The following is a 24,515-nucleotide window of genomic DNA, read 5'->3' as shown; positions in this document are numbered from 1 at the left end:
AGTTATGAATATCGCTGCTCAGCTCACCAAAGGCGAACGCACACGGGCAAACATCGTGGCGGCTGCCGCACAGCTCTTCTGGTTGCGCAATTTCCATGGGGTGTCAGTTGATCAAGTGGCGGAGGTGGCTGGCGTCAACAAGGCGACTGTCTACCGCTACTTTTCCGACAAAAGCGATCTCGCTCTCGCTGTCGTCAAATATCACGGCAGCTTCGCGACCGAGATGTTTTTTGCGGCGAATTCAGACCGGCAAGTCCCGCCGCAAATTCGCCTCGCCTCCATAATACGGGCAATTTACAACACGCACAATTGCATGAGCGATGAGCATGGTGACGTGTTTGGATGCCCGATGATGGGATTGGCACTGGAGCTTGGCCAAGAGCTTCCCGCTGTCCGCACAGAGGCCAAGGTCATTTTCGATGCGATCGAACGGCAGATGACCATGATTGCGAAAGACGCGATGGAGCAAACACGCGGCGATGCGAACCCCGAGGCGATAGGCCGCACGCTTACGCAATTGCTCCACGGCGCGCATGCGTCATCAAGGCTCGCGAGCGATGCATCGCTTGTGCTGGATGCAGGACGCGCGGCGCTCTCATTGATCGGCTTTCCCGACACACCAATCTTGCTTGAGGAACTCTCGAAATGACCCAGCTTCCGATTTACACCGCAGCCCTTGGTGCGTTTCTGATCGTTCTCCAAGTTGTGTTGATGCTGACAGTCGGGCTGCACCGTTCAAAAGGGCAATTCATCGGTGTGGGCGATGATCGCGATCTTGAGCGCAAAGTGCGCCGGCATGGCAATCTCGCCGAAAACTCAGGATTGTTTTTAGTTGTTATCGCTCTGTTTGAGATGCTGTCGGGCCAAACGGCTTACGTGCTCTCTCTTTGTTTAGTCTTTGCAGGCGCGCGCATTTTTCATGCATTGGCCTTCTCCTCGCTCGCAGGTTCGCACGGTGAGGATTTGACAGGCGGCAGAAAAGCTTTCGCGGGAATGCGCGCTTTAGGAGCATTTGGAACCTTGGGTGTCGCCCTTGCAAGCGCGTGGGGTATCACCAGCGCTCTCATGAATGCGCCGATGGCCTAAACGTCAATCCCGAAAGCCCCGCGAAGGCCGTCCAGCACATACTGCGCGGCAAGAGCCGCCAACAGCACACCGAGCAGCCGGGTGATGACTGCTTCAACCTTATCCCCCAGCAGCCTGATCAGCGGCCCTGCAGCCATCAGCGCGATAGCCGTAATCGCGAGCACGAGGCCTAGGGCTGCGAACACTTCCAGTGTTTGAGCCGCCGTGTCTGCCTCATTCATCAGCAGCATGACGGCAGCAATCGCACCGGGCCCTGCGAGCATCGGCATCGCCATGGGAAAGACCGAAACGTCTTCCACTTCAGGATTGGCACTGATTTTGTCTGCGCGCTCCGTTCGGCGTTGGGTGCGCTTCTCGAACACCATTTCAAATGCGATCCAGAACAGCATCAACCCACCTGCGATGCGAAAACTGTCGAGCTCAATGTGCAGGGCGCTCAGCAAAGCCTCACCAAAGAAGGCGAAGATCAACAGGATCACTGCTGCAATCGCCGTCGCGCGTAACGCCATGTTGCGCGCCTGCGCGTTGGTCGCATTCTTCGTCAGCCCGGCGTAGATCGGCGCGCAGCCGGGCGGGTCAATCACGACGAAGAGCGTGATAAAGGCAGAGACGAAGAGTTCGGGCAGAACCATAAAGGCTTGGCGATCATTGCTAGGTTACGGTTGAAAGGTTCGCCGCGCCCCTCACCATTATTCGATGATGGGTGCAAGGCTTTCTTCGACTGCCGTGACCCATCGGCCCTCGTAGAAATATTCCGCAACAACATTCTTCATGCCGTCCTCAGCGTGCTCCCAGCGCCAGCGCATAGTGCCATCGCTGGATAATTGCGCATCGCTTTTGCCTTCTTCTCCAATGGGAATGGCAGGCGGCGGAGGAGGCGCAACGCCGCCGCGCGGGCATGATGCGACCAGCCCTTGCACCGCATCGATCGCGGTAACCACGATATCACCGTCTTCGAATTCCTGGCGCGGAGGTGGCTGCGGATCATCATATCCTGCGACGTCATAGCTCCATTTATAGCTGTTATCGCTCTGCCGCACCCATGTGGTGACGTAATTGCCAACCTTGCCATCTTTGTCGGCAAAGCGGCCCTGGCTGATCGCGAGCGCGCCATCGCAGCTCATCACGACAGTGCGCGGTTTCCATTGCGTCTGAATATCGGCGGTCTTAAGCAGACTTGCTAGCGCCGAAAACGGCACCGGTCCGCCGCGCACGTGCATCAGCGCGCCGGGGGCTGCAAAGTCTTCAGCGGCGACAAATTGGCCCTGTTCCTTTGCTGCCTGCGCATACTCGATTTCGCGAGCGACAATCTGGCTGGGCTGGGCTTTTCCAGGCGCTGTCGAAAGAGCCTGATTGATCACCTTAGTCGGCGGTCCGCGGCGCTGCCCGCTTGAGCAGGCCGTAAGCGCAAGCACGGTGACGCCTATGGTGATCCAGTAACCCGCAGCCTTCATAATCCCTCCGGTACATCGAGACCCGCATTGCGATGTGCGGCGACGAGTGTGTTGCGCAAGAGAACTGCGATTGTCATCGGGCCGACGCCGCCTGGAACAGGCGTGATTGCACCGGCGACTTCGCTCGCCTCACCAAAAGCAACATCGCCCACCAGTCGCCCCTTCTCCTTGCCCGGTTCGGGGGGCAAGCGGTTGATACCGACATCGATCACGGTTGCGCCCTCTTTCAGCCATTCCTTGCGGATCATTTCCGGCCGACCGACTGCCGCAACGACTATGTCCGCTCGCTTAACGACAGATTCGACCTCGCGTGTGCGGCTGTGTGCGATTGTCACTGTGGCGTTGGCATCGAGTAGGAGTTGCGCCATCGGTTTTCCTACAATGTTGGATCGGCCAAGCACCACCGCTTCCAATCCCGAAAGATCACCAAGCCTGTCGGTCAGCAACATCATGCAGCCAAGCGGCGTGCACGGCACAAAGCCCGACTGCCCCACCGAAAGCCGCCCCGCATTGATCACGTGAAATCCATCGACGTCCTTGTCAGGGCTGATCGAGGCGATGATTGATTGTTCATCGAGATGACCGGGCAAAGGCAATTGCACCAAAATGCCGTCAACGCGCTCGTCCTCATTAAGCTGTTCGACCAGCGCGAGCAGATCAGCTTCTGGTGTGTCATCGGGAAGGCGATGCTCGAAGCTTTCCATATTGGCAGCCACAGTCGCCTTGCCCTTGGAGCCGACATAAACCTGGCTCGCCGGATCATCGCCCACCAGCACCACGGCGAGCCCCGGCTTGCGCCCAGCAGCCTTTGCAAATTCCAGCGCATGCTCACCCACACGCTCGCGAAGTTTTGCGGCAAACGCTTTGCCGTCGATGCGGGTGGCGGTCATCGGCTAATCTATCCGGTTATGACAGCGGAAAGGACGATCAGGATCGCGTTCAAGGCGAGAATAAGAACGATAGGCGAGAAATCGATTGCGCCTGTATCGGGCATAATCCGCCGGATCGGGCTTAGTATCGGATCGAGCAAGCGATTGATCGAACTGTAAAACGCCATCAAAAACTGGTTCGAAGGGCTCACAACGTTGAACGCAAAAAGCAGGCCGATCACGAACTGTATGATGATGAGCATCACGAAGACGTTCACAATCATCGAGATGATCTGATATAAAGCGACAAGGCCAGTCATGTATTCGTTTTTCCTTGGTCTAAACCGTCTATGCGGCAATTGCCTTTCTGCGAACCGTGTTATCTACGTAATACGCCCCAAGGCTTCGTCAAGTCCGTAGCAGCGCCTTCAGGCCCGCACCAGAGTGCCCGCGCCTCTTGCAGTGAAGAATTCGAGCAGCATTGCATGGGCCACCCGTCCATCGAGTACGACCGCGGCTTCGCAGCCCGATTGCACCGCCGATACGCATGTTTCCAGCTTGGGGACCATGCCGCCTTTGATAACGCCTTCCTGTTTCAATTGCGCGATATCAGCAGGCGTCAAATCCGTGATGAGTTCTCCCGATCCATCAAGCACTCCGGCCACATCGGTGAGCAAGAACAAGCGCGCAGCGCCCAAGGCAGACGCAATCGCCCCCGCCATCGTGTCAGCATTGATGTTGTAGGTGGCGCCATCTTCTCCGCTTGCAATCGGCGCAATCACGGGGATCATTCCTGCTGAAACAGCCGTATCGAGCACGCTCGTATCGACGCTCGCTGGTTCGCCCACAAAACCCAGATCGATCACTTTCTCGATTGCGCTTTCCGGATCGCGCGACGTGCGGTTGACTTTGCGCGCGGTGACAAGGCCGCCATCCTTACCCGACAAACCAATCGCCTTGCCGCCCGCTTTGCCGAGCCAGCTCACGATGTCCTTGTTGATCGCGCCGGACAGAACCATTTGGGCAACCTTGGCAGTCGCTTCGTCAGTCACGCGCAAGCCGTCAACAAAGGTGCTTTCAACGCCAAGTTTAGCCAGCATTTCACCGATCTGCGGCCCGCCTCCGTGCACGACAACCGGATTGATGCCGACGGCTTTCAGCAAGACAATGTCTTCAGCAAATTCGCGCGCTGCCTTGGGATCGCCCATCGCATGGCCGCCATACTTCACCACGAACGTGCGCCCGGCATAGCGCTGAAAATAGGGCAGCGCTTCTATCAGCACTTGCGTCTTGGCAAGGGTTGGATCGCCAGCGTCATCGGGTTGGGCGGTAGTCATGCCCGAGCGCTTAGCTGCTTCGCAGGGCACATGCAAAGCTCGCAAAACGTCGCTCCCAGTGCTGCGCATTTTGCCCCTTTTCCCAGTAGGCTGGTCATATTTTCCCTTGGCACTGTAACCAAACTCCTATTGGATACGAATCGTCGGTAAGGTCGATGCGCTGGTCGCATCCCCTAAGACACTTGGACCGGAGGACAATGATGAACACCACTCGTATGAAAAATTCCATCGCGCTGGCCGCAGCAGCGGGTCTTGCAGCAGCCTGTTCAGGCGGCGCGGAAGCCCCAACCGAAGCGTCACAAGCCGGCGGCACAGAAGCAGAAGCTCTTGCCGCAGCTGGCGGCGGCGAGAAAGAGAAGTGCTTCGGCATTTCAAAAGCAGGCGAAAATGATTGCGCGGCAGGCCCAGGCACAAGCTGTGCCGGCACCAGTGTAATCGATTATCAGGGCAATGCCTGGACTTACGTCGATTCTGGCACATGCCTTGAAATTGAACGTCCGGATGGTTCCTTCGGTTCGCTTGAGGAAACCGAAAACGTCTAACACCTCAAACGCCGCCAATCGGCGCGTTATGAACAGCGACCGCGCGAGGGGTGTCCCTTGCGCGGTTTTTTGTGTATTTGCAGCGCCATGCTGCGGTCTGGATCGTGCAAAAAGCCGACCGCGCAGCATCCTGGGTCCGATGTTCAACCTGCTGGAGTTGCTAATGGACGACGCGAATAATGACCCTGCGCTTGACGCCAATTCCGATAGTGAAGACGCATCAGGCCGCCGCGGAGGCGACAGGCGCAAATCACAAGAAACATTCGACGGCGAAGACCGCAGAAAAGGCGACAGGCGCTCAGGAACTGATCGCCGCAAGAGTGAACGCCGATCTGGCTTTGGACGCCGGGGCGATACGCAGGAATAAAATCCAGCATCCATAAAAGAGCCTTCATAAACCCGCGTTTTGCAGGCCATATCGGGCTGGGCAGGGTGTTGGCCATGCGCTAACCTCGTCTGATTGGACGACCGCTCATCTATGGCCAAACGCATCCGTAAGCCGCGTTTCAAACGCGACCGATCTCGCAGCAAAAATCGCCTGCTTTCCTGGTGGCTTTTGTGGCGCGTACCTGTGCTTGCCCTGATCGTTATGGCGGGCTGGTGGTATGGCATCAGGCCGATTGCTGCTGAGCAAGGTTGGGTCAGCGTGGATCAGACCTTCCCTATCTGCGGTGATGGATCGAGCAGCGCCTATGGCTGCGTTGCGGACGGTGACACCATCATCATCGGATTTGGCGAGGCGCGCCGCCGCATTCGCCTGACAGGGTTTGACGCGCCTGAATTAAACGGTGCTTGCGCTGCGGAGCGCAAGACAGCGCAGGATGCTCAGATTGCCCTTCGCGACTGGTTGGCCCGCGGGACATTTGAATGGAACGGAGCGGACGAGCCGCCCTATGATCAATACGGGCGCGAACTTCGCGCGGTGCGGCGGGTCTTACCCAATGGGACCCCAGAATACCTTGCCGAGACAATGATTGGACGCGGCCTTGCAGCAGAAAGCGGCTGGGGAGCAGAGCCGCTCGATTGGTGCAAATAGGGCACCTAGTTTTCGGTCGTCTCTGCCGGTTTTTCGCCCCCAGACACAAAACTCTTGCCCAACAGCGCTGTTTGCTTAGTCTGTGGGTACAATTCGCGGCAATACAGGGGATCTGCCATGAACCAACCCACCACCAATTCAGGTTTCGATTTCAATCAGCCAACCATCATTTCGCTGCTCTATCTGGGCAGCTTTGTAACCGGGATTTCGGGCCTTATTGGCATCGTCCTTGCCCATGTGTGGCAGGGCGAAAACGGGGAAGATTGGGCCGCGTCGCACTTCACCTATCTGATCACGACCTTCTGGGTCGGATTTGCCGCCAGCATTATTGCCGGTGTTCTCTCGATCGTTCTAATCGGGCTTCTGCTGTTCCCTGTCATCATGATCTGGGTCGGCGTTCGAAGCGTGATGAGCCTTATCAAGGCGCAGCGTCAGGAACCGATGCCCGATCCCAAGACGCTGTTGTTCTAACTCGACGATCACAATTTGGATCGACCCGCCGCTTGGCCATCTTTGCGCTGGCGGCGGGCATCCTGAATTTCTCTAGTAAGCGTTGATCCCAAAACCGCGCCGCTGCAATTCGGCATGGGCAACGGTGCCCGTGGGCGCCATCTTCACGCCGGGCAGCAGATCGCTATTGCCGACCTTGTGATAATTGGCTGCAAATCCGCACACCCAGATTTCAGCTCCGCGTTCGATCAATTCAGCCACGGTTTCGGCACTCGGATTGGCATCGTAATCGGTGTCGCCCGTGTCGTGCTTCGCTGCATAGCGCGCATCACTCGCGACATCGAAAACCGAGGGTCCGTGGATCACCACCGCCACTTTTACGCGCGAGGGATCAATCCCCTCGGCCTCCATCGCTTTTGAGAACGAAAGCGCGCGGCGCAGCGATGCATTCACTTCGCCTGCTTTGGCCTCATACGCATCAAAGCTGTGCTTCCACACCGCATCGGCGGGAAACTCCATTTCATTCTCGACCACCACTTTGCCCCCATGATCATCGGCGAGCGCGGGCACCATCAATGCGGCTGCACAAAATGCAGCGGCTGCGGCAAGCGAAAATGGGTGGTTTGTCATTTGCAGTATCCTCTTATCGATCGGTACGAATTCGTAGTGCCCGCGCAGCAACTCCTGAGCGCCAGCCCCTTACAATTGATAGGGACCGCAATTGAGAGCAATCCGCAATTTAACACGACAAGACAACCACCTCGCGCTAATCCTATCCCGATGATGCAACCTTCCTTGCTCCGAACCTGCACCGCGCTTTCGCTGTCTTGCGCCCTTCTCACGGCTTGCGAGACGCATCCGAACCTGCATTCCGATCCCACGCCCGATTGGCATGACGTGTTCTGGCAAACGCTTTCCACCCATTGCGGCAAATCCTATGCAGGCGAACTCGTCAGCGACAATCCCATGGACGTGGACTTCAAAGGCGCACCCATGATCATGCACGTTGCCGAATGCTCCGAGGATCGGATCGCCATTCCCTTTCACGTCCAACAAGACGGCGAATGGGACAGATCGCGCACCTGGCTTGTCACCCGCACCGACACAGGCCTGCGCCTCAAACACGATCATCGCCACGAAGATGGCCAGAGCGATGCCGTCACCATGTATGGCGGCGATACGGCGGATAAGGGGTCTGCCCGCTCGCAAGCCTTCCCTGTCGACGATTTCAGCATCGCCCTGTTCGATCGCGAGGGCCTCTATGCTTCTGTCACCAACGTCTGGTCCATCGAAGTGGACCCGGTGCAAGCGGCAGACCCCACCTTTGCCTATCAGCTCGAACGCACTGTTGAAGGCGGCGCGCTTGAAGACCGGCTGTTCCGTGTCGAGTTTGACCTCACACAGGAAGTGGACACCCCACCACCTGCATGGGGTTGGGAGTAAGGCTCGCCCAGCCAGTAGACATCCAAGCCAATAGACATGGCGAGAGCAGCGCCTCGCCTCAGACGCTGCTCTCATACCGTCCGCTGTCCAGGTGTCCCTCTTTCACCTGCGCGGCGAGTTGCCCTTCAAAAGCAGGAGGCGACGGGCAATCTCTTATCGAGAAGCCACCTCTCCCCTTCACGCGCTCACTGTTTCAGCATCCTCCAGCATGATCGCGATTTCATCGAGCAGCGAGAGCCGCTGTTTGCGCAGCCGCGTCAGATAGGCATCAGAGGCGCCATCAACCTCCACCTCGATCCGGTGGATCGACCGGTTAAGAACGCTGTAGCGATCGGACAGATTGCGAAAATGCGCGCTCTTCAGTTTGAGCTGATGCAGTGCGTCCGTATCGTGCGGAAATTCATCGGACAATTGATGCGGTGTGTGAGCGGACACTATGGGTTCTCCTTCTCCCGTGATGTCCCCACCTAACCCAAGAGCAACCCCCGCGCTTTGACCAAGATCAAACGCTATTCTGCCGTCACAGGAGGATAGGGCAGCGCTGCTGCGTGATCGACGCTGATCGTTTCCTGCATCCTAAAAACGCCCTCATCCGGCATCCATTTCCACAGATTGATAAAGCGCGCACCGCCCACCTGCTCCCAACCGGCATCTTCCCCGCGCCATTCGTGGAAAGTGTGCCAGCCGCGCTGCAGCACGCCCCATTCGCCAATCGGCGTCACCTCTTGCGATCCGGCGGTGAGCAAGCGCTTGTTCCGATACCCTTCGGAGGCTCCACCGGGCGCGCGGTCCGCGCAGCTCTGGCTGATCTGCCTCGCGAACTCATCGCCATTGCCGACGACCATTCCGGCGATATCGTGCACCATGCGAAAATCATCGGTGATGAGCGCGCGCACCTTGTCCCCATCGCACCCTTCAAACGCGTTCCAGAAAAGCTCCGCATCGCGCGCCTCAACCTGCCTTGCCGCCTCTTCAAGCGGAGGAATGGGCGCTGCCCCTTCAGTTGCTTCGGGCTGAGCGAGCATAAGCGCAAGTGTCAAAACCATTGAAATCATTCCCTCCAGGTGTATTGTGGCGACAATACAGTGGCGCGGCGTTGACGCAAGAGCGCATTCTATCGACAAGGTTTTTGCTAGCTCTCACCCATGTCCAAAACCGCCGCCATCCCCATTCCCCGAGACAGCCTGCTTGCCGGATTTGGCGACGCTGGTGATTATCGCGACTGCTTTTACCGCGATGTTCCGGGCACCGTCTCCCTCTCCCAGTTTATTGAGGGGTTTTATTGCAGCGCCACCTTCCTGCCGGAGCGGATCATCCTCAAGCTGATCGCCGGTCCATCATCGCGCGCAGATGCTCGCGCCATTGCGACGGGCGAGGCCGAAAGCTTTGGCGCATGGCGCGTTTTCGAGCGCCGCGAGAGCGAAGCGCTGTTCCATTCCAAGGGTTCAGGAACAGCCAGCTGGTTTGCAGTCAAGCCATCGGGCGATCACACCCGCCTGCTCTTCGGATCATGGGTTGGCGGGATTGAGCAATCGGGGTGGCGATCGCTTTTGCAAGCCCATGTCTGGTATTCGCGAGTGCTGCTGGGCGGCGTAAAGCTGGGCGCGATATCCGGTTCTTAATCCGTGAAATCAGGCGGGCATTGTGATACCCAATGCGGAACATCTTTGTCAGGGGGCTGCCAATGAAATTCGCGCTTAAACTCGTTTCAATCCTCACCGTGCTTTCGGCGTCTGCAGCGGTGGCGCAATCGAGCCTGAAACCCGGCAGCCTCAAAGTTGCAGGGCTCAATTACGAGAGCGAGGTTTCTGCGATTTACCTCGGCGATTTTGCCAATGCGCGGTTGCAGCCCGAAGGCGATGCCTATGCCTTTGTCCTTCGCGAATACATCAATGCGTTTTCGCGACGATGCCCCAATGCCCTGCCTGCCAACAAGGTGGAGATCATGGCGGAACGCTGCGTGGCCGAACGCGTGACGCGCAACGGTTTTGGGGTCGAGATCAGCCGGACATGCGCACAATATGAAACCTATGGCACGGGCCGCTTTGCCGATCCCGGCCTGATGAGCATTTCCAAAAGGCTTGAGGCCAAACAGGCACGCGATGTGGTTGGCAGCGTTTTCCCCACGCAGGGCGGGGACCCGACGGCCTATTCGCGCCGCATCACCGATGTCGCGCTCGCTGCCCAAGGCGATATGGACACGCTGCTCGGCCAGAATTCCTGCACCAGCCCGGCGTTAAAACGGTTTCAGGCCAATCTGGAACGGTTCGGATCGGGCGAGGCGGCGCTCAAACTGGCAGGCGGCGCAACGCTCGCTTCGACCAGAGGCGGCGGCGGGGCCTATGTGCCATCGGACTATGGCAAAATGGTCGACGCGCTGATCGGAGAGAACGCGCGCGGCTGGATGTTCAACCGCTACCTGCCCGGAAGCGTCTCAAACGTATTGGTGACGCAAAAGGACGCATCAGGCCGCCCCACCAATATCAGCGCCCGCTACCGCTTTAATCAGATGGGGCAAATTCAGAACGGCTCGGTGCAAGTGGCTTTCAGGGATGGACGGCCCGTGTGCATGTACTTCTTCGATGCAAGGTCAACATGCCGGGTGCCAAGCCCGGGTATTGTGACCGCGTATGAGAAGGGGGAGTATCGGTAGGGGTTTGGCCTAATCCTCCCAAACACATCATCCCGGACTCCGAAAAGTTTTGACAGAAAGTGCCAAAAAATCAGATCAATGCGTCTTCAACGTAGATGCGTTCGCTGATCCCGAAGACAACGATTGGGCAACCGCCGCCCGCTCCACCTCTTAGCCTAGGCAGTAGTTTTCCCATGTGCGTTGTTGAGTTGCCATAGCTTTTTCCCTTGCCCAGCTCATCGAAGATCTTTTGCAGTTCGCTGCATCTGGTGATGATGACGCCCACATCGATCACTTGCAGATCGAAAAGCAATCGGAAGTTGTTTAGGTCTCGGTCGTAGAAAGGGTCTTTGTTATTCCACTCAACCTCCAAAGCTACGCGTCCTTTGAAACAATCGACCTTGTGCGTAGGCGATGGGCGTGCCGCCCCATCAACAACGATCGCAGTATCAAACTGTGTTTCAACCCAACCGTTGTCTTTTAATGGCTGTTCGAGACGGGCAACAATCGATGAACGGTTCTTACCAGGTGCGAGGACCTCAGACCGGAGAAGACGGAAACTGCGCAATGCGGCTTGGATTTCGTCCCATTCACTTGGGCAAGCTGTCTGAAGAACACCAACAGCATTGCGCCACTCGTGAACTTCATAGCTGTTGGAAATATCAGAAGGGACCAAATGGTCAGTTGTCACAGATCATTCCGAAGCGAGCGCCGCGCTATTGTGCGAGTACGTTGACCAGTCTGGCCGGTAATCCTCATCAGCTTGATTGCCCCAAACCGTCCATCCGTCGCGAACGCCACGGCTAAACAATTCAATCCGTGGTCCCCAACTACATCCCTCAATGATGGGATATTGCTCATCGGGCTTGCGGCTATGCTCTCGCTTTTGGCTGCGGATAATATTTACCTGCCGGCGACCTGGATCGAGTGTTCTAACATTCTTACCGCGCACCCCGAAAAGCAGAATTTCAGTCACATTTCGGAAGTAGAAGCCGACCCCGCGACCATCGGGACCGCCGTCTTTACGGACCTTTTCCCAGATGATGTTTGAGACATAGCGAAAGCCCCATTCTTGCATAACGCGCATACCGTCGGGCAATAATGCATTGGGAACCCAGAGATAGAGATGGGCACGGTCCGCCGCGATCTCGGAGACCGGCAACTCGCAGATGTCATCCAGAGTCATCGTCTCGTAGCGATTTAGACGCTTATGCTCAGGTGCTACTTTCCCGGTCCGATTCTGAAACTGCCAAGGTGGATCAGCAAGTATGGTCCCATATTGCTGACCATTTGCAGTGCGAAGCAGGCTAGCTGCAGGCTCTTGGCTTCCCGATGGGTCTAACAATTGATGGCCTCCACTTTGGAACAAAACGAGATCTGAATCAAAGTGGAGGTAAGGTCAAGCTAGCATTGCTCGATATCGGCGGTTTTATCACTCCGCAGCTTCAAACATATCCACATCGCCTTCGGGCGCGGCTTGGTCTTCGTTGACTGCCTTCGCCTTCTGGCGCTTGTCGAAGCTTGACCACACGTCGTTCCAATTGCCGGTGGTCGCGCCCTTTGAATACTCCGTCGCGCGGGTTTCGAAGAAGTTGGCGTGTTCGACACCATTGAGGAGCGGGGTGAGCCAGGGCAGTGGGTGCTCGTCGATCATGTAGATTTCCTGGAGACCCAGCTGCTTCAACCGCCAATCGGCGATGTAGCGGATGTATTTCTTGATTTCCTTCGCGCTCATGCCCTCAACCGGGCCCATTTCGAACGCGAGATCGATAAACGCATCTTCGAGGCGCACGGTTTTCTGGCAGATGTCGATGATGTCTTCCTTGACCGACTTGGTCAGGCAGTCACGCTCGGCGCAGAAGGTGTGGAACATCTTGATGATGCCTTCGCAGTGGAGCGATTCGTCGCGGACTGACCAGCTGACGATCTGCCCCATGCCTTTCATCTTGTTGTGGCGCGGGAAGTTCATCAGCATCGCAAACGATGCGAACAGCTGCAGCCCTTCGGTAAAGCCGCCAAACATGGCAAGCGTGCGCGCGATATCTTCGTCAGAATCGACGCTGAACTGGTGCATGTAATCATGCTTGTCGGCCATTTCCTCATATTCGAGGAAGGCGGAATATTCGCTTTCGGGCATGCCGATCGTGTCGAGCAGGTGGCTGTATGCCGCGATGTGCACCGTCTCCATATTGGAGAAGGCGGCGAGCATCATCTTGATCTCGGTCGGCTTGAACACGCGGCCATATTTGTCGTGGTAGCAATCCTGCACCTCGACATCGGCCTGGGTGAAGAAACGGAAGATCTGCGTGAGCAGATTGCGCTCATGCTCGGTGAGGTTTTGGGCCCAGTCGCGGCAATCCTCTCCCAAGGGCACTTCCTCGGGCATCCAGTGGATTTGCTGCTGGCGTTTCCAAAAGTCGTATGCCCATGGATATTCGAACGGCTTGTAGGTCTTGCGGGCTTCGAGCAACGACATCTTGTGTTTCCTTCTTCGCGTGTTGGCCAATCTATATAGGGAATCAAACTACGATGCGACAGGCAAGCACGTATGATTCGCTGGGGATAGACCGTGCAAAATCTGAGTCGAAGCGAGTCGCATCGGGCGGGTGTTGCGCGGGGCTCATCATCTTAAGATGCAGGCCATGCAAGCGCGCACATTTTCGGAACGATCGGGCCGGTCAATCCATTGCTTTAGTATAGCATAACACGAATTACAGGAGCACCCTATGGCCACCGATAATCCGATCACCGGCCCCTATCCCGATGGCGACAGCCGCAACATTACACTGACGAAATCAGACAATCGCCCGATTGAACCCGCACGCACCGGCCCGCAGGAACACAAGTTCCGCAGCGAGAATGACGACAGCGACGAAGGCGCAGAAACCGCGCAATCAAGCTCTGACGATAATGACGAGAACAATCGCGCCCCGCGCTATGAAGAACAAACGAGTGAGCCGAGCGCTGCGCAAACAGCCTTTGGCCGCCCCGGTGGCGCGCTGGAAGAGCCGGTTCTGCAAAAGGACTGGAACCCGGCAGAGCGCAACAGCGATGATCTTTCGCGCTAACACCGCGCTCTACACACGAGCAACAAACCGTCCGCACCCATGGTGTCGGGCGGTTTTTTGTGGGGTGAGCCCGGCGCCCATTCCCCACCCCGACCTCGCCGAAAATCAGCTAAATCTCGCTTTTGTTTAACCAATTGCGGCGATAGACTGCGCTCAACCACTTAATTGCGGTGCGGGGGGGATCACATTTCATGACACGGGCAAGCAGGCGGCCTTTGAAGACGCGCAGCGCAGGCTGGGCGAAAGCATTGGCGAGCGGCCTTGCAAACGCAGGCCTCACCCCGAATGCGATCTCCACCATTGGCGTGCTGTTCGCGGCAGCTGGTGCATGGTGCTTTTGGTTGGCGGGCGATGGCAAGGCAAGCCAATGGCTCTGGCTCGGCGGAGCGCTCGGCATTCAGCTGCGTTTGCTTGCCAATATGCTCGATGGGCTGGTCGCGGTAGAGGAAGGCAAGTCTTCACCGACAGGCGCGCTTTTCAACGAATTGCCCGACAGGATCGAGGATGCGCTGCTTCTGGTCGCGTTTGGCTATGCGGCAGGCGCGCCGGAACTGGGATATGGCGCGACCATCCTCGCATTCGGCACCGCCTATGTCCGCGCAACCGGTGGCGCATTGGGGTTCGATCAGGACTTTGTCGGCCCGATGGCAAAGCAGCACCGGATGTTCCTGCTGACAGTGGCCGCAATCGCCGCGTTTTTCTTGCCAAGGCCGGAAGCGGCGCTGATCGGCACGCTCTGGATTATCGTCTTGGGCAGCGCGCTCACCTGTATCATCCGCACCATGCGGATTGCCAAGCTGCTCAAGAGCCAAGCAAAATGATCGCGCGGATTGCAGGGGAGATCCTGTTTGCCGCGACGCGGTTTCTGGTCGGCGGCCATCCGCGCTGGCGTGGGTGCGAGCCTTCGACCAGGCAGCGGATCTATTTCGCCAATCACGCCAGCCACCTCGATACGCTGATCATGGTCGCGGCATTGCCCGCCTATCTGCGCGAGACTACGCACCCTGTGGCCGCGCATGATTACTGGGGCACAGGGCCAGTGCAGCGCTTTGTTGCACTGGGCGTGCTGAACGCAGTGCTGGTTGAACGCAGCGGCGCTAAAGACCCTCTTGCTCCCATGCGCGAGGCGCTGAGCAAGGGTCATTCGCTCATCATCTTTCCCGAAGGCACGCGCCGCAACGAACCCGTCCCCGGCGATTTCAAGGCGGGGCTTTATCATCTGGCGAAGGAATTTCCCGAGGCCGAGCTGGTGCCCGTTTATCTCACCAATCTCGCTCGCGCCTATCCAAAAGGCGCGATCCTGCCCGCCCCGATCAGCTCTTCTGCGAACTTCGGCACGCCTTTCAAAATCGCTGATGGCGAAGACAAGGCAGCATTTCTCGCCCGCGCGCAGGCCGCGGTCGTGGAGTTGGCAGACACGGAGGCCGCGCAATGAACCCGACCATGATGACGCTGTTCGGCGGAGTGTTCGCGCTGCTGACTGTCGCCTCGATCATCGGCTTTGTCCTGTCGCGCCGGGTCACTTCGGAAGGCGGAATTGCGACCGTTTCCAACCTCAATGCCCGGATCAAGGCGTGGTGGATGATGATCGCGATCTTCGCGGTCGCATTCTATTTCGGCAAGACAATCACGGTTCTGCTGTTCGCGCTCACCAGTTTTTACTGCCTGCGCGAATTTCTCTCGATCACGCCCACCCGCGCCGAAGATCACAGCGCGACTGTTGCCGCGTTCTACCTTTTCATACCGCTGCAATACTGGCTGATTTGGAGCGATTGGCAGGGGCTTTTCACCATCCTGATCCCCGTTTGGGCATTCCTGCTGCTGCCTTTGCTGGCGGTGCTCAAAGGCGAGACGACCGATTTCCTCACCCGATCATCGCGCATTCAGTGGGCACTGATGCTCAACGTCTTCTGCATCAGCCACGCACCCGCATTGCTCTTGCTCGACATTCCGGGCTTTGAGGAGAATTTCCTGCTGCTCTTCTTCCTCATCACTGTGGTGCAATTGTCGGACGTGATGCAGTACGTGTTCGGAAAGCTTTTCGGCAAACACAAGGTCGCCCCGCGCGTGAGCCCGGCCAAGACTTGGGAAGGCCTGATTGGCGGTGGGCTTACCGCTTCGGCGATCGGTGCGGGCCTGTTCTGGATCACGCCGTTCAACCCGATCGAAGCAGGGCTGCTTGCAGGCACAATCGTATTCGCAGGCTTTGCTGGCGGGCTGGTGCTCTCGGCCGTCAAACGATCATTGGGCGCAAAGGATTGGGGCACCATGATCGAAGGGCATGGCGGCGCGCTTGATCGGATGGATTCGGTCAGCTTTGCAGCGCCTGTGTTCTTCCACCTCGTCCATTATTTCTTCGTGCCATAGGCGGCGCAGGTGCTCGTGCTGATCGCGATCTGGGCGCTGGCTGAAGCGACGTTGTTTTTCGTCGTCGCCGACGTGCCGATTGCGGCTTTGAGCATCAAAGCGGGTTGGAGGAAGGCTCTGCTTGGGGCTGGGGTCGCTGCGGTTTTTGCCGGGATCGGCGGCACGGCATTATGCATCTGGGCGGGCGATAATCCGGCGAGAGCCTATCAATGGATGCTGGCAGTCCCGGCCATTGATGCCGCGCTGATCGATGAGGTCGATGCCAGTTTCGAAGAAAATGGCATGCTCGCCATGGTGATCGGCAGTTTCACTGGCGTCCCATACAAGCTCTACGCCTTTGCTGCCTCGTCTTACCCACACGGCTTTGGAAGTCTGGCGCTGTTTTTTCTCGCGTCCATCCTCGCGCGGCTGCCGCGCTTTGCTCTGGTTGCGCTTATCGCCGGATGGGTCGGCCCGCTTCTGGCAGAGCGCATCGGCACTCGCGCGGTTTGGGGCATTTTCGCCGGTTTCTGGATTGCGTTTTACGCCTGGTATTGGAGCGTGATGGGCTTCTAGTCTCGCCGCCGTTTCCTCGAACCGAAAAAGCTGCCGCCGCCCAAAACGGTGATGCCGAGGAAGAACCCGAAATCATACCAGCCACCCGAATTGGGAACGGCGTAAACCGCGATATTCGGGCTGAAGAGTGATCCGATCCAGCTCCACGGGAAGATAAATCCGTGCCATAGCCCCCACAGGAAACCGGGTGTATCGGGCGCAGCGCTTACGCCTGCATCAATCTGCCGCGCACAGGCGGAAACCAGCAATACAAGCGCGAAGGCTGTCAGGATGCGGCCGGGCTTCATCGCGTCCGCTGCGCTGTCACGGCATATAGGCAAAGATGATGAGAAGGCATGCCGGCAGGAATATGCCCGCCATGCCAGCATGGATCATCGCTGCATTGTGGGTGTGACCCATGCCCGATGTCCGCAAAACGCGCATCGCGTTGAACAGGTAAATGATCGAGACGATCAGGCCGAAAATACCGGCGGCAACAGGAAGGTTCATGAGCTTCGTCCTTATGTTACGCGCTGATCCCAAGCGCTATTAGGACAGTATGACATATCAGAGCGTTAAGCGCGAGGGGCTTGTCTGATTCTCGCGATGTCGCGCACGTCAAACGAAGCGTCGGACCATGCCTTCGTTGCGCGTTTCCTTGAATGCGATGGTGGCCGCATCCCATTCGGCTGCTGCCAGATGGGTAAAGAGACGCGGGGGAAGCGGGCGCAGAAACGCGAGCCCTGCCTGCGTCGAATTGCGCCAGGCAACCTCCGCCATGTGCGGCCCGGTGCCCGCGATATAGATGCGCACATATTCGCCCAGCCGCAGCCCGCCGCGCGGATCTTCCACGCGGCATCCGCCATGCGACAAATCGCCCAGCTCCACATCCCACTGCATCCCCTTGGGCGTGCGATAGGATCCGGTGGCGTTGGTCGCGACACGGCTGGACTGGCGAGACTTCATGCGCGCGTGCGTATCATGAACGTGGTTACCAAAGTCTTTCACGAGCAAGGTAAATGACGGAGGCGGCAAGAAAAACCCCCGCAAAGCCGGGCGGCGCTGCGGGGGTTTATTCTATCTTATGGGAGAGACTAACTGCTGGTTTAATGGTGGGCTAAACTTGGCTATTAAGTCACGCTCCGCAGCATCAGATAGCCGCTCTGTCGCGCAAATTGCTGCGCCTACATGCGTCATTCCCAATCGTTTAGCAGCTTCAAACTTTTCATGGGACGGGGATGGTCGATTTGCCAGATCGCTGGATCTACCGACATAGAGAATATCGTAGTTTCCATCAGGCTTGATACGCGCAAAAATGTAAACGCCGATACCAGATGCCCAGCGAACGCCTATGCTGGCCATCGCAAATTGGTACCAAGTACCGCTGGAGCCTTTGAATCTATGGAATGAGGTCATTTCAGTATTCCTTTGTATCTTGAGGGATTGACTGAAACGACCCATTCACAGAATGTGATCTCGCAATGGCAGCCCCCCTCGGGGTGGTTAGTCAGAGGCCCGGCTCCAGGTGCAACTGGACCGGGCCTCAGCTTTTTCCGACTAGTAGAATCGGAAACTCATTAATTCTTCTTGTATCACTGGCAGCTTAGGCATTCCTCGTAATCGGTCTGCTGTTCGCCCAGTTCAGCCTTGAGCGCGATTTCAGGCGCGTCGGCGGTGTTGTCCGCTTCCACTCCGCCGGCAAAGCCTGCGCGCTGAACCGATTTTGAGCGGAGATAATAGAGCGACTTGATGCCTTTCTCCCAAGCCTGGAAGTGCAGCATCATCAGATCCCACTTATCGACATCCGCCGGGATGAACAGGTTCAGCGACTGCGCCTGATCGATGTAGGGCGCGCGGTCGGCGGCGAATTCGAGCAGCCAGCGCTGATCAATTTCAAAGCTCGTCTTGAAGCTCGCCTTTTCCTCGTTGGAGAGGAAATCGAGGTGCTGGACGCTGCCGCCGTTTTCGAGGATCGAGTTCCACACATTGTTCGAATTCTTCGATTTTTTATCGAGGATCTTCTCAAGGTATGGGTTCTTGACGATGAAGCTGCCCGACAATGTCTTGTGCGTGTAGATGTTCGCCGGGATCGGCTCGATACAGGCAGATGTTCCGCCGCAAATGATCGAGATCGAGGCGGTTGGTGCAATCGCCATCTTGCAGCTGAAACGCTCCATTGCGCCCATTTCGGCGGCATCGGGGCAGGGCCCACGCTCTTGCGCGAGCAGCATCGAGGCTTCGGATGCCTTGGCCTGGATATGCTTGAACATTTTGAGGTTGATGGCTTTCGCCATCGCGCTTTCAAAACCCATGCCCTTTTGCTGGAGGAAGGAGTGGAAGCCCATGACACCGAGGCCCACCGAACGCTCCCGTTCGGCTGAATAGCGCGCGCGCTCCATTTCGGGCGGTGCGCGGTCGATATAGTCCTGCAGCACGTTATCAAGGAAGCGCATCACGTCTTCGATGAATTGCTTGTCGCCGTTCCATTCATCCCATTTCTCAAGGTTGAGCGAAGACAGGCAGCACACAGCCGTGCGATCATTGCCGAGGTGATCGATGCCCGTGGGCAGAGTGATTTCAGAGCACAGGTTCGAGGTAGACACCTTAAGACCCAGATCGCGGTGATGCTTTGGCATCATGCGGTTCACCGTGTCGTTGAACACGATATAGGGCTCACCTGTTGCAAGGCGGCATTCGACCAGTTTCTGGAACAGCGAACGCGCATCGACCTTGCCGCGCACTTCGCCAGTCTTGGGTGATTTCAATTCAAACTCAGCGCCATCGCGCACCGCTTCCATAAATTCATCGGTAAGCAGCACGCCGTGATGAAGGTTCAAAGCCTTGCGGTTGAAGTCGCCAGACGGTTTGCGGATTTCGAGGAATTCCTCGATCTCCGGGTGCGACACGTCGAGATAACACGCAGCCGAACCGCGCCGCAGCGAACCCTGGCTGATGGCCAGTGTGAGCGAATCCATCACGCGTACGAACGGGATAATGCCGCTGGTCTTGCCGTTAAGCCCAACTGGCTCCCCAATGCCGCGCACATTGCCCCAATAGGTGCCAATGCCGCCGCCTTTGGATGCGAGCCAGACATTCTCGTTCCACGTGCCGACAATCCCGTTGAGGCTGTCTTCAACCGAATTCAGATAGCAAGAGATCGGCAGGCCGCGCGATGTGCCGCCATTTGAAAGAACGGGCGTTGCTGGCATGAACCACAGGTTCGAGATGTAATCGTACAGGCGCTGTGCGTGCTCGGCATCGTCCGCATAGGCATCGGCAACGCGGGCAAACAGGTCCTGAAATTTTTCACCGGGCAGCAGATACCGGTCAATCAGGGTTTCCTTGCCGAATTCGGTGAGATTTGCATCGCGCGATTCGTCGGTTTTGATGTCGAAGCGGCGATCATTCACCTTCTTGCTGTCCGGGGTGGCCGCTTCCTTGGCAGCGGCAGCCACAGCTTTGCCCAGCGCTTCTGCGCTTTTCGCAGCGATCAGCTCTTCGCTTCCTGTATCGGCTTTATCCATTTTCACTGCCTTTGCATCTGATGCATCTGACTTTGCATCTGCACTTGTCTCGATATCTTCCAGCACGTCCGTGTTGTTTTCTGCCGGCACATCATCACTCGCTTTGAAATCCATTTGGGCCCCATTTCATTCCCGGAATCGAACATCTGCGCAAGCAGAATGTTCCAATTCTGTTCTATACCTATCTGTTCGCAGGCCCTCCACAGATCATCCACACAGATGACCACAGGCAGGGCGCCACACGTCTCCCCCGATTGCGCCCCTGCCCCCAAATTTGGCGAATCTTTCTCTTTCCGGGCCCGGTGAGGCTCGTGGAAGAAATACCAAGTTGTAGGGGTCCGTTTGCGAACCGAACCACTAGATACTGAATCAGACGCGGATTCCGGTCAACACGATATTAACCCTATTTCGGACAGAAATTCCGGTGTGTTGGCCAACCCACACACCGCGACGCGTGGAGAAAGCTAGAGTCGCGAGCCGCGCAAGCCCCAAATTGAATCTGTGAAGAAAAATGTGGTGATTGAATCATGTGAATCAATCGCCGGTCTAATCGAATCCGTAACGGCAATCATCTTGCGCGGCTTTGGCCCGAAGGCCGTTTGCCATGATGCGAATTCATCCGATCAGGTGAGAAGTGCCCAAAGCCCCGCTGCTATCGCTGCGATCACCAGAATGTGAAAAATCGCAAAGCCTGATTTGATGTTCCGAATGGTCTTTTGAAACTCGGCTGTGTCGTTGGCATGCGGGAATGGTTCATCGGGGATGGGTTTACCCAGAAATTCGCACAGCGGCTCCCAACCCTGTTTCACTTCAAAGACTAGCAGACGTTCGGCTGGCAATTCTGCCTGCACCGCCGCGTTGTGCTTTTCGAATGCCCGCTTTGCATGGTCTTCTTCAAATTGCCGTCCATCAAACATGCGGTCCCACACTGTGCCATTTGTCATTTCAACATTCTGGCGGATCGGCGGGATAAGCTTGCGAGCCCATAAAGGCGGCGCTCTGCCAATGGGAATGATCGTGGAGCTCGCGCTTTTCCACCAACTGTCGGCGCTGCGCACGGTCAGGATGACTTTGGCGTCTGGGTAGTATTCAGTGAGTTCGCGCCAATACGCTGCGGTGGGGAAATCGACGGCGGCGGGAAAGCCATCATAAATCGCATCCCAATCGGGATCCTTGCCCTTTCCCACGTCGTGCCACAGCTTCATTTGCGCCTTGCTGTCCATCACTTCGAACATGTGGTGGGTATTGTTGTAGCCGAGAATTTCGAGCGCGGCTTTCAAGGACGCCGTCCCCGTCCGGCCAAAGCCTGCTCCAATCACTTGCAACGCCATCTCCGCCCCCCGCGCGCTTTTAAGGCCTCAGCTTGTCTCTAACACAGCATTCTGAGCAGATTTGGCTTTTGCTGCTTTGGCATGGGCTGCAATCTCGTCTGCCAATGTGTCGGTGAGATCGAGCGGCAGATCATGCCCCCAGCCAGGTATCGTCACCAGTTTTGCGCCGGGAATGTGCTTGGCTGTTTCGCGGCCCGCTTCGACTTTGACCAGCGGATCGCCCTCGCCGTGAAGCACCAGGGTCGGTGTCGTCACACCTTCAAGGCGTTTGCGCCTGTCACCATCATCGATAATCGCCGCGAGCTGCCTGGGCAGTCCGGCCGGATAAACATTGCGGCGCACATTCTTGAGCACCACAGCACGGCGTTTTTCAGGATCGCCGGGGAAACCGGGCGACCCGATTGTCTCACGAATGCGCATGCCATGCGCGACGAGATCTTCCTCCTCCATCGAAGGAAGCGGCGCGACAAGCACCTCCATCGCTTCTTTCTCTGCCTGCGGCAGCTTGGGATTGCCCGTGGTCGACATGATCGAAGTCAGCGAGTGCATTTTGTGACGGTGATGGATCGCCATGAGCTGCGCGATCATTCCGCCCATCGAAGCGCCCACGACATGCGCCTTTTCAATCTCAAGCGCGCCGAGCAGTCCCGCGGCATCATCTGCCATGTCCTTGAGAGTGTAGGGCACAGGCGCAGGCCAGCCGAACCGTTTGCGCAGGACCTGCCAGGCAATGCCAGGCGCGCGCGCATCACCCATCTTCTGGCTCAAACCGATATCGCGATTATCGAACAGCACGGTGTGAAACCCGCGATCAACCATCGCGGCGACAAATTCTTCGGGCCACAGCGTCATCTGCGCACCCAGACCCATCACCAGCAACATCGTCTCATGTTCCGGGTTGCCGTGCGTTTCGTAATAAAGCTCCAACCCGGTTGTCGTCGTGGTGATTGTTGGCATGGGTTCTCCCTGAATTGCTCTGCGCCGCGTGAGTGTTTGGACAGGTTTAGTAACTTATCCCGCGCAAACGCAAATGCGCAATTGCGGGACAAGCGTCTGCCTGCCCCGCAATTTGTGCCATTTCAGGGTGAACAATTACGTAATTCAGCTACCAAACGCGATGTAGACGGGGCCGCCAGCGTTTGATGCGACTTGCGTGCTGCGTTTCTGGTTGAGTTCAGCCAGCAGCTTGTTCCTTGTGGCAAGATCATCGGCAAACACGATATCCGCGCGGAAAAGCGCTTTCTGCGCATCCGCCACAGGTGCATCGCGCATATCACCCATCCGCTTCAAAGCGTATTCAGCCGTTTCAACCGCCGGGCGATTGGCCGTGTTAGTGAGCACTTTGAAGTCGGTCGCGCGGCCCTTTTCATCAAGCCGAAAGCCGAGCTGCACAATCCCTTCAGCGGGAACGCCAACGCGGTTGGTCGGGTTACGAGTGAGAGCCCGATTGAGCTTCTTGTTCGCCTGCTCTTTCCATTCAGACATCTTCGTCACGATGATTGTCTTGTTGTCATCTCCCCCAGCGGTGGCAGGCACCGCGAGCGAGAAAGTGGCAGCGGCGGCAAGCAGGGGGATGGCGGCGATCTTTGAGAAATTGGTCATTGGATCATCCTTTCGGGGTTGTCTGGATGATCGGCCGGAAACGTCGCGCAGCGCAGGCAGTACCCGAACCCGCAGGAAACGGCATTCGCAGTCGATCGGGACACGACGGCACAGAGTAAAGGGGCAAAGATTGGGGTGCCGCCGTGTCTGATTACGACAATGAAGGAATGGCCCGGTCAAACAACGCAGCATCGGCAAAGCGGCGAGGAGAGACCGCGAGCGTCCCTGGAAACCGACAAAGAGACGATTGGCGTCTACGAATGTAAACGGCGTTTGGGCTGGAATGCTGCGTCAGCGGAGCGTTACGACTCGCGCCATTCCGGCCCGTAGATTTCAAAGCCGCGCGCTTTCAGACTGTCGAGAACGCCTTCATCTTCCGCGAGCACGCGCAAGGGCACAACCGCCAGTGTCACGCCGTCCTTGGTCGCGGCATCTTCGATCATGCCGGTCCATTGCGCACGGATATCTTCGCCCAGCTCGTTGTCTGCCCATGGCCAGCATTGCCCCAACGCCTGTTCAAGCGGGTTCGCCATAACGGCGGGCACATCGAATTTGCGCCAGTCATTGCCTCTGCGCTCAATGATGTCTTTTCCCTGCTCGGTCGCGGTCATTGCGGCTTCAAGGCAGGGGATATGGCTTTCGGGCGGCGCTTCGGCGAGATTGTCGAGCAGGTCTTCGCCGCGGAACCGTTCTGGCCGTGTGATGGGCACATCGGCCTTGTCGGCCGCTTTCTTGACGATCTCGGTCGCGTCTTTGGTTGTGTCGTCATCAAAATCGAGACGACGGGCAAGCAAATCAAACCCCGTCATCAGGAAGCTGCCGCGATCATAATCCTGATCGTATTCCTCCTCGAGCGCAGCCAGCCGCTCGCGTTGTTCAAGGGTCAGATAGTCAGCAGCGACACTGCCTTTGGGAAGCTTGGTAAACTTGCCCCCGCGAAAGATGAGGCGGAAGATATCGCCAGGCGAAATCTTGGGCCGGGCGCGGATTATAACGCGTTGGGCCTCGCCCGTGGCTTCTTTGAGCCTATCGGGCTGCCACGGCGTCGATTTGGGCACAGCGCGGATTTCTCCGACGAGGATGATGGTGCCGCTCGCGGTATCGATAGTCCACATGGGCGCACCTGAGCGCTGGGCTGTGACGACGATCTGGTTAGGGGTTGGTGGCTCTTGAGCGTTCCCGCTCGTAGGAGCAACGAACAGGCCCCCGCACAGAATCAGGATGGTTTTTTTGAGCATCC

At 57.3% G+C, this 24,515-nt stretch carries 34 protein-coding genes; 14 read left to right on the top strand and 20 right to left on the bottom strand.

The features are described 5' to 3' along the window. Positions 1 to 4 precede the first annotated feature (4 nt). Positions 5 to 649 (top strand): TetR/AcrR family transcriptional regulator, encoded by a 645-nt coding sequence (locus AUC45_RS10535; RefSeq protein ID WP_067602073.1) that lies wholly within the window; start codon positions 5 to 7, stop codon positions 647 to 649. Next, positions 646 to 1,086: an MAPEG family protein gene (locus AUC45_RS10530; RefSeq protein ID WP_067602070.1), complete on the top strand. Its 441-nt coding sequence runs from the start codon at positions 646 to 648 to the stop codon at positions 1,084 to 1,086. Before AUC45_RS10535 ends, AUC45_RS10530 begins: the two co-directional genes overlap by 4 nt. Here AUC45_RS10530 and AUC45_RS10525 read toward each other — a convergent pair. From AUC45_RS10525 to argB, 5 genes are all read right to left on the bottom strand, one after another. Next, positions 1,083 to 1,712, bottom strand: a complete 630-nt coding sequence (locus tag AUC45_RS10525; RefSeq protein WP_067603814.1) for a MarC family protein — start codon at positions 1,710 to 1,712, stop codon at positions 1,083 to 1,085. The two genes, AUC45_RS10530 and AUC45_RS10525, sit on opposite strands and share 4 nt — an antisense overlap. A gap of 63 nt (positions 1,713 to 1,775) precedes the next feature. Continuing rightward, positions 1,776 to 2,540, bottom strand: coding sequence for a hypothetical protein (locus tag AUC45_RS10520; protein ID WP_082701084.1), 765 nt, complete (start codon positions 2,538 to 2,540; stop codon positions 1,776 to 1,778). After that, the gene (gene folD, locus AUC45_RS10515) at positions 2,537 to 3,430 is read right to left on the bottom strand and encodes a bifunctional methylenetetrahydrofolate dehydrogenase/methenyltetrahydrofolate cyclohydrolase FolD (RefSeq protein WP_067602067.1); all 894 of its coding nucleotides are present in this window, start codon (positions 3,428 to 3,430) and stop codon (positions 2,537 to 2,539) included. Before folD ends, AUC45_RS10520 begins: the two co-directional genes overlap by 4 nt. 8 nt (positions 3,431 to 3,438) lie before the next feature. Then, on the bottom strand, positions 3,439 to 3,729 hold the full coding sequence (locus AUC45_RS10510; RefSeq protein WP_067602064.1) for a YggT family protein: 291 nt from the start codon (positions 3,727 to 3,729) through the stop codon (positions 3,439 to 3,441). A 108-nt stretch (positions 3,730 to 3,837) separates the two neighbouring features. Continuing rightward, positions 3,838 to 4,746, bottom strand: a complete 909-nt coding sequence (argB, locus tag AUC45_RS10505) for an acetylglutamate kinase (protein ID WP_067602062.1) — start codon at positions 4,744 to 4,746, stop codon at positions 3,838 to 3,840. A 215-nt stretch (positions 4,747 to 4,961) separates the two neighbouring features. Between argB and AUC45_RS10500 the strand changes: the two genes are divergently transcribed. The 4 genes from AUC45_RS10500 to AUC45_RS10485 all read left to right on the top strand — a co-directional run bounded on the left by AUC45_RS10500 (position 4,962) and on the right by AUC45_RS10485 (position 6,795). After that, positions 4,962 to 5,288 carry a DUF2282 domain-containing protein gene (locus tag AUC45_RS10500; RefSeq protein ID WP_197409548.1) on the top strand — a complete coding sequence of 109 codons (327 nt, stop codon included), beginning with the start codon at positions 4,962 to 4,964 and terminating at the stop codon, positions 5,286 to 5,288. Positions 5,289 to 5,451: 163 nt separating this feature from the next. Next, a complete protein-coding gene (locus tag AUC45_RS10495) occupies positions 5,452 to 5,655 on the top strand; it encodes a hypothetical protein (protein WP_156423821.1) in 204 nt (67 codons plus the stop codon). A 111-nt stretch (positions 5,656 to 5,766) separates the two neighbouring features. Continuing rightward, complete coding sequence (locus AUC45_RS10490; RefSeq protein WP_067602056.1) at positions 5,767 to 6,324, top strand: thermonuclease family protein; 558 nt, start codon at positions 5,767 to 5,769, stop codon at positions 6,322 to 6,324. Between the two features lie 117 nt (positions 6,325 to 6,441). Then, positions 6,442 to 6,795: a hypothetical protein gene (locus AUC45_RS10485; RefSeq protein ID WP_067602053.1), complete on the top strand. Its 354-nt coding sequence runs from the start codon at positions 6,442 to 6,444 to the stop codon at positions 6,793 to 6,795. A gap of 72 nt (positions 6,796 to 6,867) precedes the next feature. On the opposite strand, the gene AUC45_RS10480 is transcribed toward AUC45_RS10485, so the two are convergent. Beyond that, a complete protein-coding gene (locus AUC45_RS10480; protein WP_067602050.1) occupies positions 6,868 to 7,404 on the bottom strand; it encodes a DsrE family protein in 537 nt (178 codons plus the stop codon). A 150-nt stretch (positions 7,405 to 7,554) separates the two neighbouring features. Here AUC45_RS10480 and AUC45_RS10475 point away from each other — a divergent pair, with 150 nt between their 5' ends. Beyond that, entirely contained in the window at positions 7,555 to 8,217 is a 663-nt protein-coding gene (locus AUC45_RS10475) for a hypothetical protein (protein ID WP_233998687.1), read from the top strand. 177 nt (positions 8,218 to 8,394) lie between these two features. Here the strand turns inward: AUC45_RS10475 and AUC45_RS10470 are convergent, their stop codons facing one another. Both AUC45_RS10470 and AUC45_RS10465 read right to left on the bottom strand, forming a co-directional pair. Further along, positions 8,395 to 8,652 carry a YdcH family protein gene (locus AUC45_RS10470; protein ID WP_067602047.1) on the bottom strand — a complete coding sequence of 86 codons (258 nt, stop codon included), beginning with the start codon at positions 8,650 to 8,652 and terminating at the stop codon, positions 8,395 to 8,397. A 74-nt stretch (positions 8,653 to 8,726) separates the two neighbouring features. Beyond that, positions 8,727 to 9,263, bottom strand: a complete 537-nt coding sequence (locus AUC45_RS10465) for a DUF4440 domain-containing protein (RefSeq protein WP_067602044.1) — start codon at positions 9,261 to 9,263, stop codon at positions 8,727 to 8,729. A 99-nt stretch (positions 9,264 to 9,362) separates the two neighbouring features. On the opposite strand from AUC45_RS10465, the gene AUC45_RS10460 reads away from it, so the two are divergent. Both AUC45_RS10460 and AUC45_RS10455 read left to right on the top strand, forming a co-directional pair. After that, positions 9,363 to 9,839, top strand: a complete 477-nt coding sequence (locus AUC45_RS10460) for a hypothetical protein (protein WP_067602041.1) — start codon at positions 9,363 to 9,365, stop codon at positions 9,837 to 9,839. A gap of 62 nt (positions 9,840 to 9,901) precedes the next feature. Beyond that, complete coding sequence (locus AUC45_RS10455) at positions 9,902 to 10,870, top strand: hypothetical protein (protein WP_067602038.1); 969 nt, start codon at positions 9,902 to 9,904, stop codon at positions 10,868 to 10,870. A gap of 70 nt (positions 10,871 to 10,940) precedes the next feature. Here AUC45_RS10455 and AUC45_RS10450 read toward each other — a convergent pair whose 3' ends face one another. The 3 genes from AUC45_RS10450 to AUC45_RS10440 all read right to left on the bottom strand — a co-directional run bounded on the left by AUC45_RS10450 (position 10,941) and on the right by AUC45_RS10440 (position 13,325). Further along, positions 10,941 to 11,540, bottom strand: a complete 600-nt coding sequence (locus tag AUC45_RS10450; protein ID WP_067602035.1) for a BglII/BstYI family type II restriction endonuclease — start codon at positions 11,538 to 11,540, stop codon at positions 10,941 to 10,943. Between the two features lie 3 nt (positions 11,541 to 11,543). Further along, positions 11,544 to 12,194: an MT-A70 family methyltransferase gene (locus tag AUC45_RS10445; protein WP_369815243.1), complete on the bottom strand. Its 651-nt coding sequence runs from the start codon at positions 12,192 to 12,194 to the stop codon at positions 11,544 to 11,546. Between the two features lie 87 nt (positions 12,195 to 12,281). Further along, the gene (locus tag AUC45_RS10440; RefSeq protein ID WP_067602032.1) at positions 12,282 to 13,325 is read right to left on the bottom strand and encodes a ribonucleotide-diphosphate reductase subunit beta; all 1,044 of its coding nucleotides are present in this window, start codon (positions 13,323 to 13,325) and stop codon (positions 12,282 to 12,284) included. A gap of 250 nt (positions 13,326 to 13,575) precedes the next feature. Here AUC45_RS10440 and AUC45_RS10435 point away from each other — a divergent pair, with 250 nt between their 5' ends. From AUC45_RS10435 to AUC45_RS10415, 5 genes are all read left to right on the top strand, one after another. Then, positions 13,576 to 13,917, top strand: coding sequence for a hypothetical protein (locus AUC45_RS10435; RefSeq protein ID WP_067602029.1), 342 nt, complete (start codon positions 13,576 to 13,578; stop codon positions 13,915 to 13,917). Between the two features lie 191 nt (positions 13,918 to 14,108). Beyond that, positions 14,109 to 14,738 carry a CDP-alcohol phosphatidyltransferase family protein gene (locus tag AUC45_RS10430; protein ID WP_067602026.1) on the top strand — a complete coding sequence of 210 codons (630 nt, stop codon included), beginning with the start codon at positions 14,109 to 14,111 and terminating at the stop codon, positions 14,736 to 14,738. Then, the gene (locus AUC45_RS10425) at positions 14,735 to 15,352 is read left to right on the top strand and encodes a lysophospholipid acyltransferase family protein (RefSeq protein ID WP_067602023.1); all 618 of its coding nucleotides are present in this window, start codon (positions 14,735 to 14,737) and stop codon (positions 15,350 to 15,352) included. Before AUC45_RS10430 ends, AUC45_RS10425 begins: the two co-directional genes overlap by 4 nt. Beyond that, positions 15,349 to 16,284, top strand: coding sequence for a phosphatidate cytidylyltransferase (locus AUC45_RS10420; protein ID WP_067602019.1), 936 nt, complete (start codon positions 15,349 to 15,351; stop codon positions 16,282 to 16,284). Before AUC45_RS10425 ends, AUC45_RS10420 begins: the two co-directional genes overlap by 4 nt. Positions 16,285 to 16,293: 9 nt before the next feature. After that, positions 16,294 to 16,839, top strand: a complete 546-nt coding sequence (locus AUC45_RS10415) for a hypothetical protein (RefSeq protein WP_067602016.1) — start codon at positions 16,294 to 16,296, stop codon at positions 16,837 to 16,839. Here the strand turns inward: AUC45_RS10415 and AUC45_RS10410 are convergent. The 9 genes from AUC45_RS10410 to AUC45_RS10375 form a co-directional block, all read right to left on the bottom strand. Then, entirely contained in the window at positions 16,836 to 17,126 is a 291-nt protein-coding gene (locus AUC45_RS10410) for a hypothetical protein (protein ID WP_067602012.1), read from the bottom strand. The genes AUC45_RS10415 and AUC45_RS10410 overlap by 4 nt on opposite strands. Before the next feature lie 16 nt (positions 17,127 to 17,142). Further along, a complete protein-coding gene (locus AUC45_RS10405) occupies positions 17,143 to 17,328 on the bottom strand; it encodes a hypothetical protein (protein WP_067602009.1) in 186 nt (61 codons plus the stop codon). 108 nt (positions 17,329 to 17,436) lie between these two features. Continuing rightward, a complete protein-coding gene (locus tag AUC45_RS10400; protein ID WP_156423820.1) occupies positions 17,437 to 17,784 on the bottom strand; it encodes a PilZ domain-containing protein in 348 nt (115 codons plus the stop codon). Between the two features lie 111 nt (positions 17,785 to 17,895). After that, positions 17,896 to 18,234, bottom strand: a complete 339-nt coding sequence (locus AUC45_RS15760; RefSeq protein WP_156423819.1) for a hypothetical protein — start codon at positions 18,232 to 18,234, stop codon at positions 17,896 to 17,898. 176 nt (positions 18,235 to 18,410) lie between these two features. Continuing rightward, a complete protein-coding gene (locus AUC45_RS10395; protein WP_067602003.1) occupies positions 18,411 to 20,456 on the bottom strand; it encodes a ribonucleoside-diphosphate reductase subunit alpha in 2,046 nt (681 codons plus the stop codon). Between the two features lie 509 nt (positions 20,457 to 20,965). Then, positions 20,966 to 21,673, bottom strand: coding sequence for a sulfotransferase family protein (locus AUC45_RS10390; protein WP_067602000.1), 708 nt, complete (start codon positions 21,671 to 21,673; stop codon positions 20,966 to 20,968). 27 nt (positions 21,674 to 21,700) lie between these two features. After that, the gene (locus tag AUC45_RS10385; RefSeq protein ID WP_067601997.1) at positions 21,701 to 22,630 is read right to left on the bottom strand and encodes an alpha/beta fold hydrolase; all 930 of its coding nucleotides are present in this window, start codon (positions 22,628 to 22,630) and stop codon (positions 21,701 to 21,703) included. Positions 22,631 to 22,774: 144 nt separating this feature from the next. Further along, positions 22,775 to 23,275 carry a hypothetical protein gene (locus AUC45_RS10380; protein WP_067601994.1) on the bottom strand — a complete coding sequence of 167 codons (501 nt, stop codon included), beginning with the start codon at positions 23,273 to 23,275 and terminating at the stop codon, positions 22,775 to 22,777. A gap of 302 nt (positions 23,276 to 23,577) precedes the next feature. Beyond that, complete coding sequence (locus AUC45_RS10375) at positions 23,578 to 24,513, bottom strand: TraB/GumN family protein (RefSeq protein ID WP_233998685.1); 936 nt, start codon at positions 24,511 to 24,513, stop codon at positions 23,578 to 23,580. Positions 24,514 to 24,515: the final 2 nt, after the last annotated feature.

It is taken from the genome of Erythrobacter sp. YT30, assembly GCF_001542875.1.
Classification (GTDB): Bacteria; Pseudomonadota; Alphaproteobacteria; order Sphingomonadales; family Sphingomonadaceae; genus Erythrobacter.
This window is presented reverse-complemented; position numbering and strand designations above follow the sequence as displayed.

Bases quoted from the DNA above. Each gene is read 5' to 3' on its own strand.
- AUC45_RS15760 (WP_156423819.1), bottom strand. From the start codon at position 18,234: ATGACCTCATTCCATAGATTCAAAGGCTCCAGCGGTACTTGGTACCAA.
- argB (WP_067602062.1), bottom strand. From the start codon at position 4,746: ATGACTACCGCCCAACCCGATGACGCTGGCGATCCAACCCTTGCCAAG.
- AUC45_RS10500 (WP_197409548.1), top strand. From the start codon at position 4,962: ATGAAAAATTCCATCGCGCTGGCCGCAGCAGCGGGTCTTGCAGCAGCC.
- AUC45_RS10430 (WP_067602026.1), top strand. From the start codon at position 14,109: ATGACACGGGCAAGCAGGCGGCCTTTGAAGACGCGCAGCGCAGGCTGG.
- AUC45_RS10420 (WP_067602019.1), top strand. From the start codon at position 15,349: ATGAACCCGACCATGATGACGCTGTTCGGCGGAGTGTTCGCGCTGCTG.
- AUC45_RS10390 (WP_067602000.1), bottom strand. From the start codon at position 21,673: ATGGCGTTGCAAGTGATTGGAGCAGGCTTTGGCCGGACGGGGACGGCG.
- AUC45_RS10440 (WP_067602032.1), bottom strand. From the start codon at position 13,325: ATGTCGTTGCTCGAAGCCCGCAAGACCTACAAGCCGTTCGAATATCCA.
- AUC45_RS10455 (WP_067602038.1), top strand. From the start codon at position 9,902: ATGAAATTCGCGCTTAAACTCGTTTCAATCCTCACCGTGCTTTCGGCG.
- AUC45_RS10520 (WP_082701084.1), bottom strand. From the start codon at position 2,540: ATGAAGGCTGCGGGTTACTGGATCACCATAGGCGTCACCGTGCTTGCG.
- AUC45_RS10510 (WP_067602064.1), bottom strand. From the start codon at position 3,729: ATGACTGGCCTTGTCGCTTTATATCAGATCATCTCGATGATTGTGAAC.
- AUC45_RS10375 (WP_233998685.1), bottom strand. From the start codon at position 24,513: ATGCTCAAAAAAACCATCCTGATTCTGTGCGGGGGCCTGTTCGTTGCT.
- AUC45_RS10425 (WP_067602023.1), top strand. From the start codon at position 14,735: ATGATCGCGCGGATTGCAGGGGAGATCCTGTTTGCCGCGACGCGGTTT.
- AUC45_RS10530 (WP_067602070.1), top strand. From the start codon at position 646: ATGACCCAGCTTCCGATTTACACCGCAGCCCTTGGTGCGTTTCTGATC.
- AUC45_RS10465 (WP_067602044.1), bottom strand. From the start codon at position 9,263: ATGGTTTTGACACTTGCGCTTATGCTCGCTCAGCCCGAAGCAACTGAA.
- AUC45_RS10385 (WP_067601997.1), bottom strand. From the start codon at position 22,630: ATGCCAACAATCACCACGACGACAACCGGGTTGGAGCTTTATTACGAA.
- AUC45_RS10490 (WP_067602056.1), top strand. From the start codon at position 5,767: ATGGCCAAACGCATCCGTAAGCCGCGTTTCAAACGCGACCGATCTCGC.
- AUC45_RS10475 (WP_233998687.1), top strand. From the start codon at position 7,555: ATGATGCAACCTTCCTTGCTCCGAACCTGCACCGCGCTTTCGCTGTCT.
- AUC45_RS10480 (WP_067602050.1), bottom strand. From the start codon at position 7,404: ATGACAAACCACCCATTTTCGCTTGCCGCAGCCGCTGCATTTTGTGCA.
- AUC45_RS10485 (WP_067602053.1), top strand. From the start codon at position 6,442: ATGAACCAACCCACCACCAATTCAGGTTTCGATTTCAATCAGCCAACC.
- AUC45_RS10405 (WP_067602009.1), bottom strand. From the start codon at position 17,328: ATGAACCTTCCTGTTGCCGCCGGTATTTTCGGCCTGATCGTCTCGATC.
- AUC45_RS10535 (WP_067602073.1), top strand. From the start codon at position 5: ATGAATATCGCTGCTCAGCTCACCAAAGGCGAACGCACACGGGCAAAC.
- AUC45_RS10460 (WP_067602041.1), top strand. From the start codon at position 9,363: ATGTCCAAAACCGCCGCCATCCCCATTCCCCGAGACAGCCTGCTTGCC.
- AUC45_RS10380 (WP_067601994.1), bottom strand. From the start codon at position 23,275: ATGACCAATTTCTCAAAGATCGCCGCCATCCCCCTGCTTGCCGCCGCT.
- AUC45_RS10495 (WP_156423821.1), top strand. From the start codon at position 5,452: ATGGACGACGCGAATAATGACCCTGCGCTTGACGCCAATTCCGATAGT.
- AUC45_RS10395 (WP_067602003.1), bottom strand. From the start codon at position 20,456: ATGGATTTCAAAGCGAGTGATGATGTGCCGGCAGAAAACAACACGGAC.
- folD (WP_067602067.1), bottom strand. From the start codon at position 3,430: ATGACCGCCACCCGCATCGACGGCAAAGCGTTTGCCGCAAAACTTCGC.
- AUC45_RS10400 (WP_156423820.1), bottom strand. From the start codon at position 17,784: ATGAAGTCTCGCCAGTCCAGCCGTGTCGCGACCAACGCCACCGGATCC.
- AUC45_RS10410 (WP_067602012.1), bottom strand. From the start codon at position 17,126: ATGAAGCCCGGCCGCATCCTGACAGCCTTCGCGCTTGTATTGCTGGTT.
- AUC45_RS10435 (WP_067602029.1), top strand. From the start codon at position 13,576: ATGGCCACCGATAATCCGATCACCGGCCCCTATCCCGATGGCGACAGC.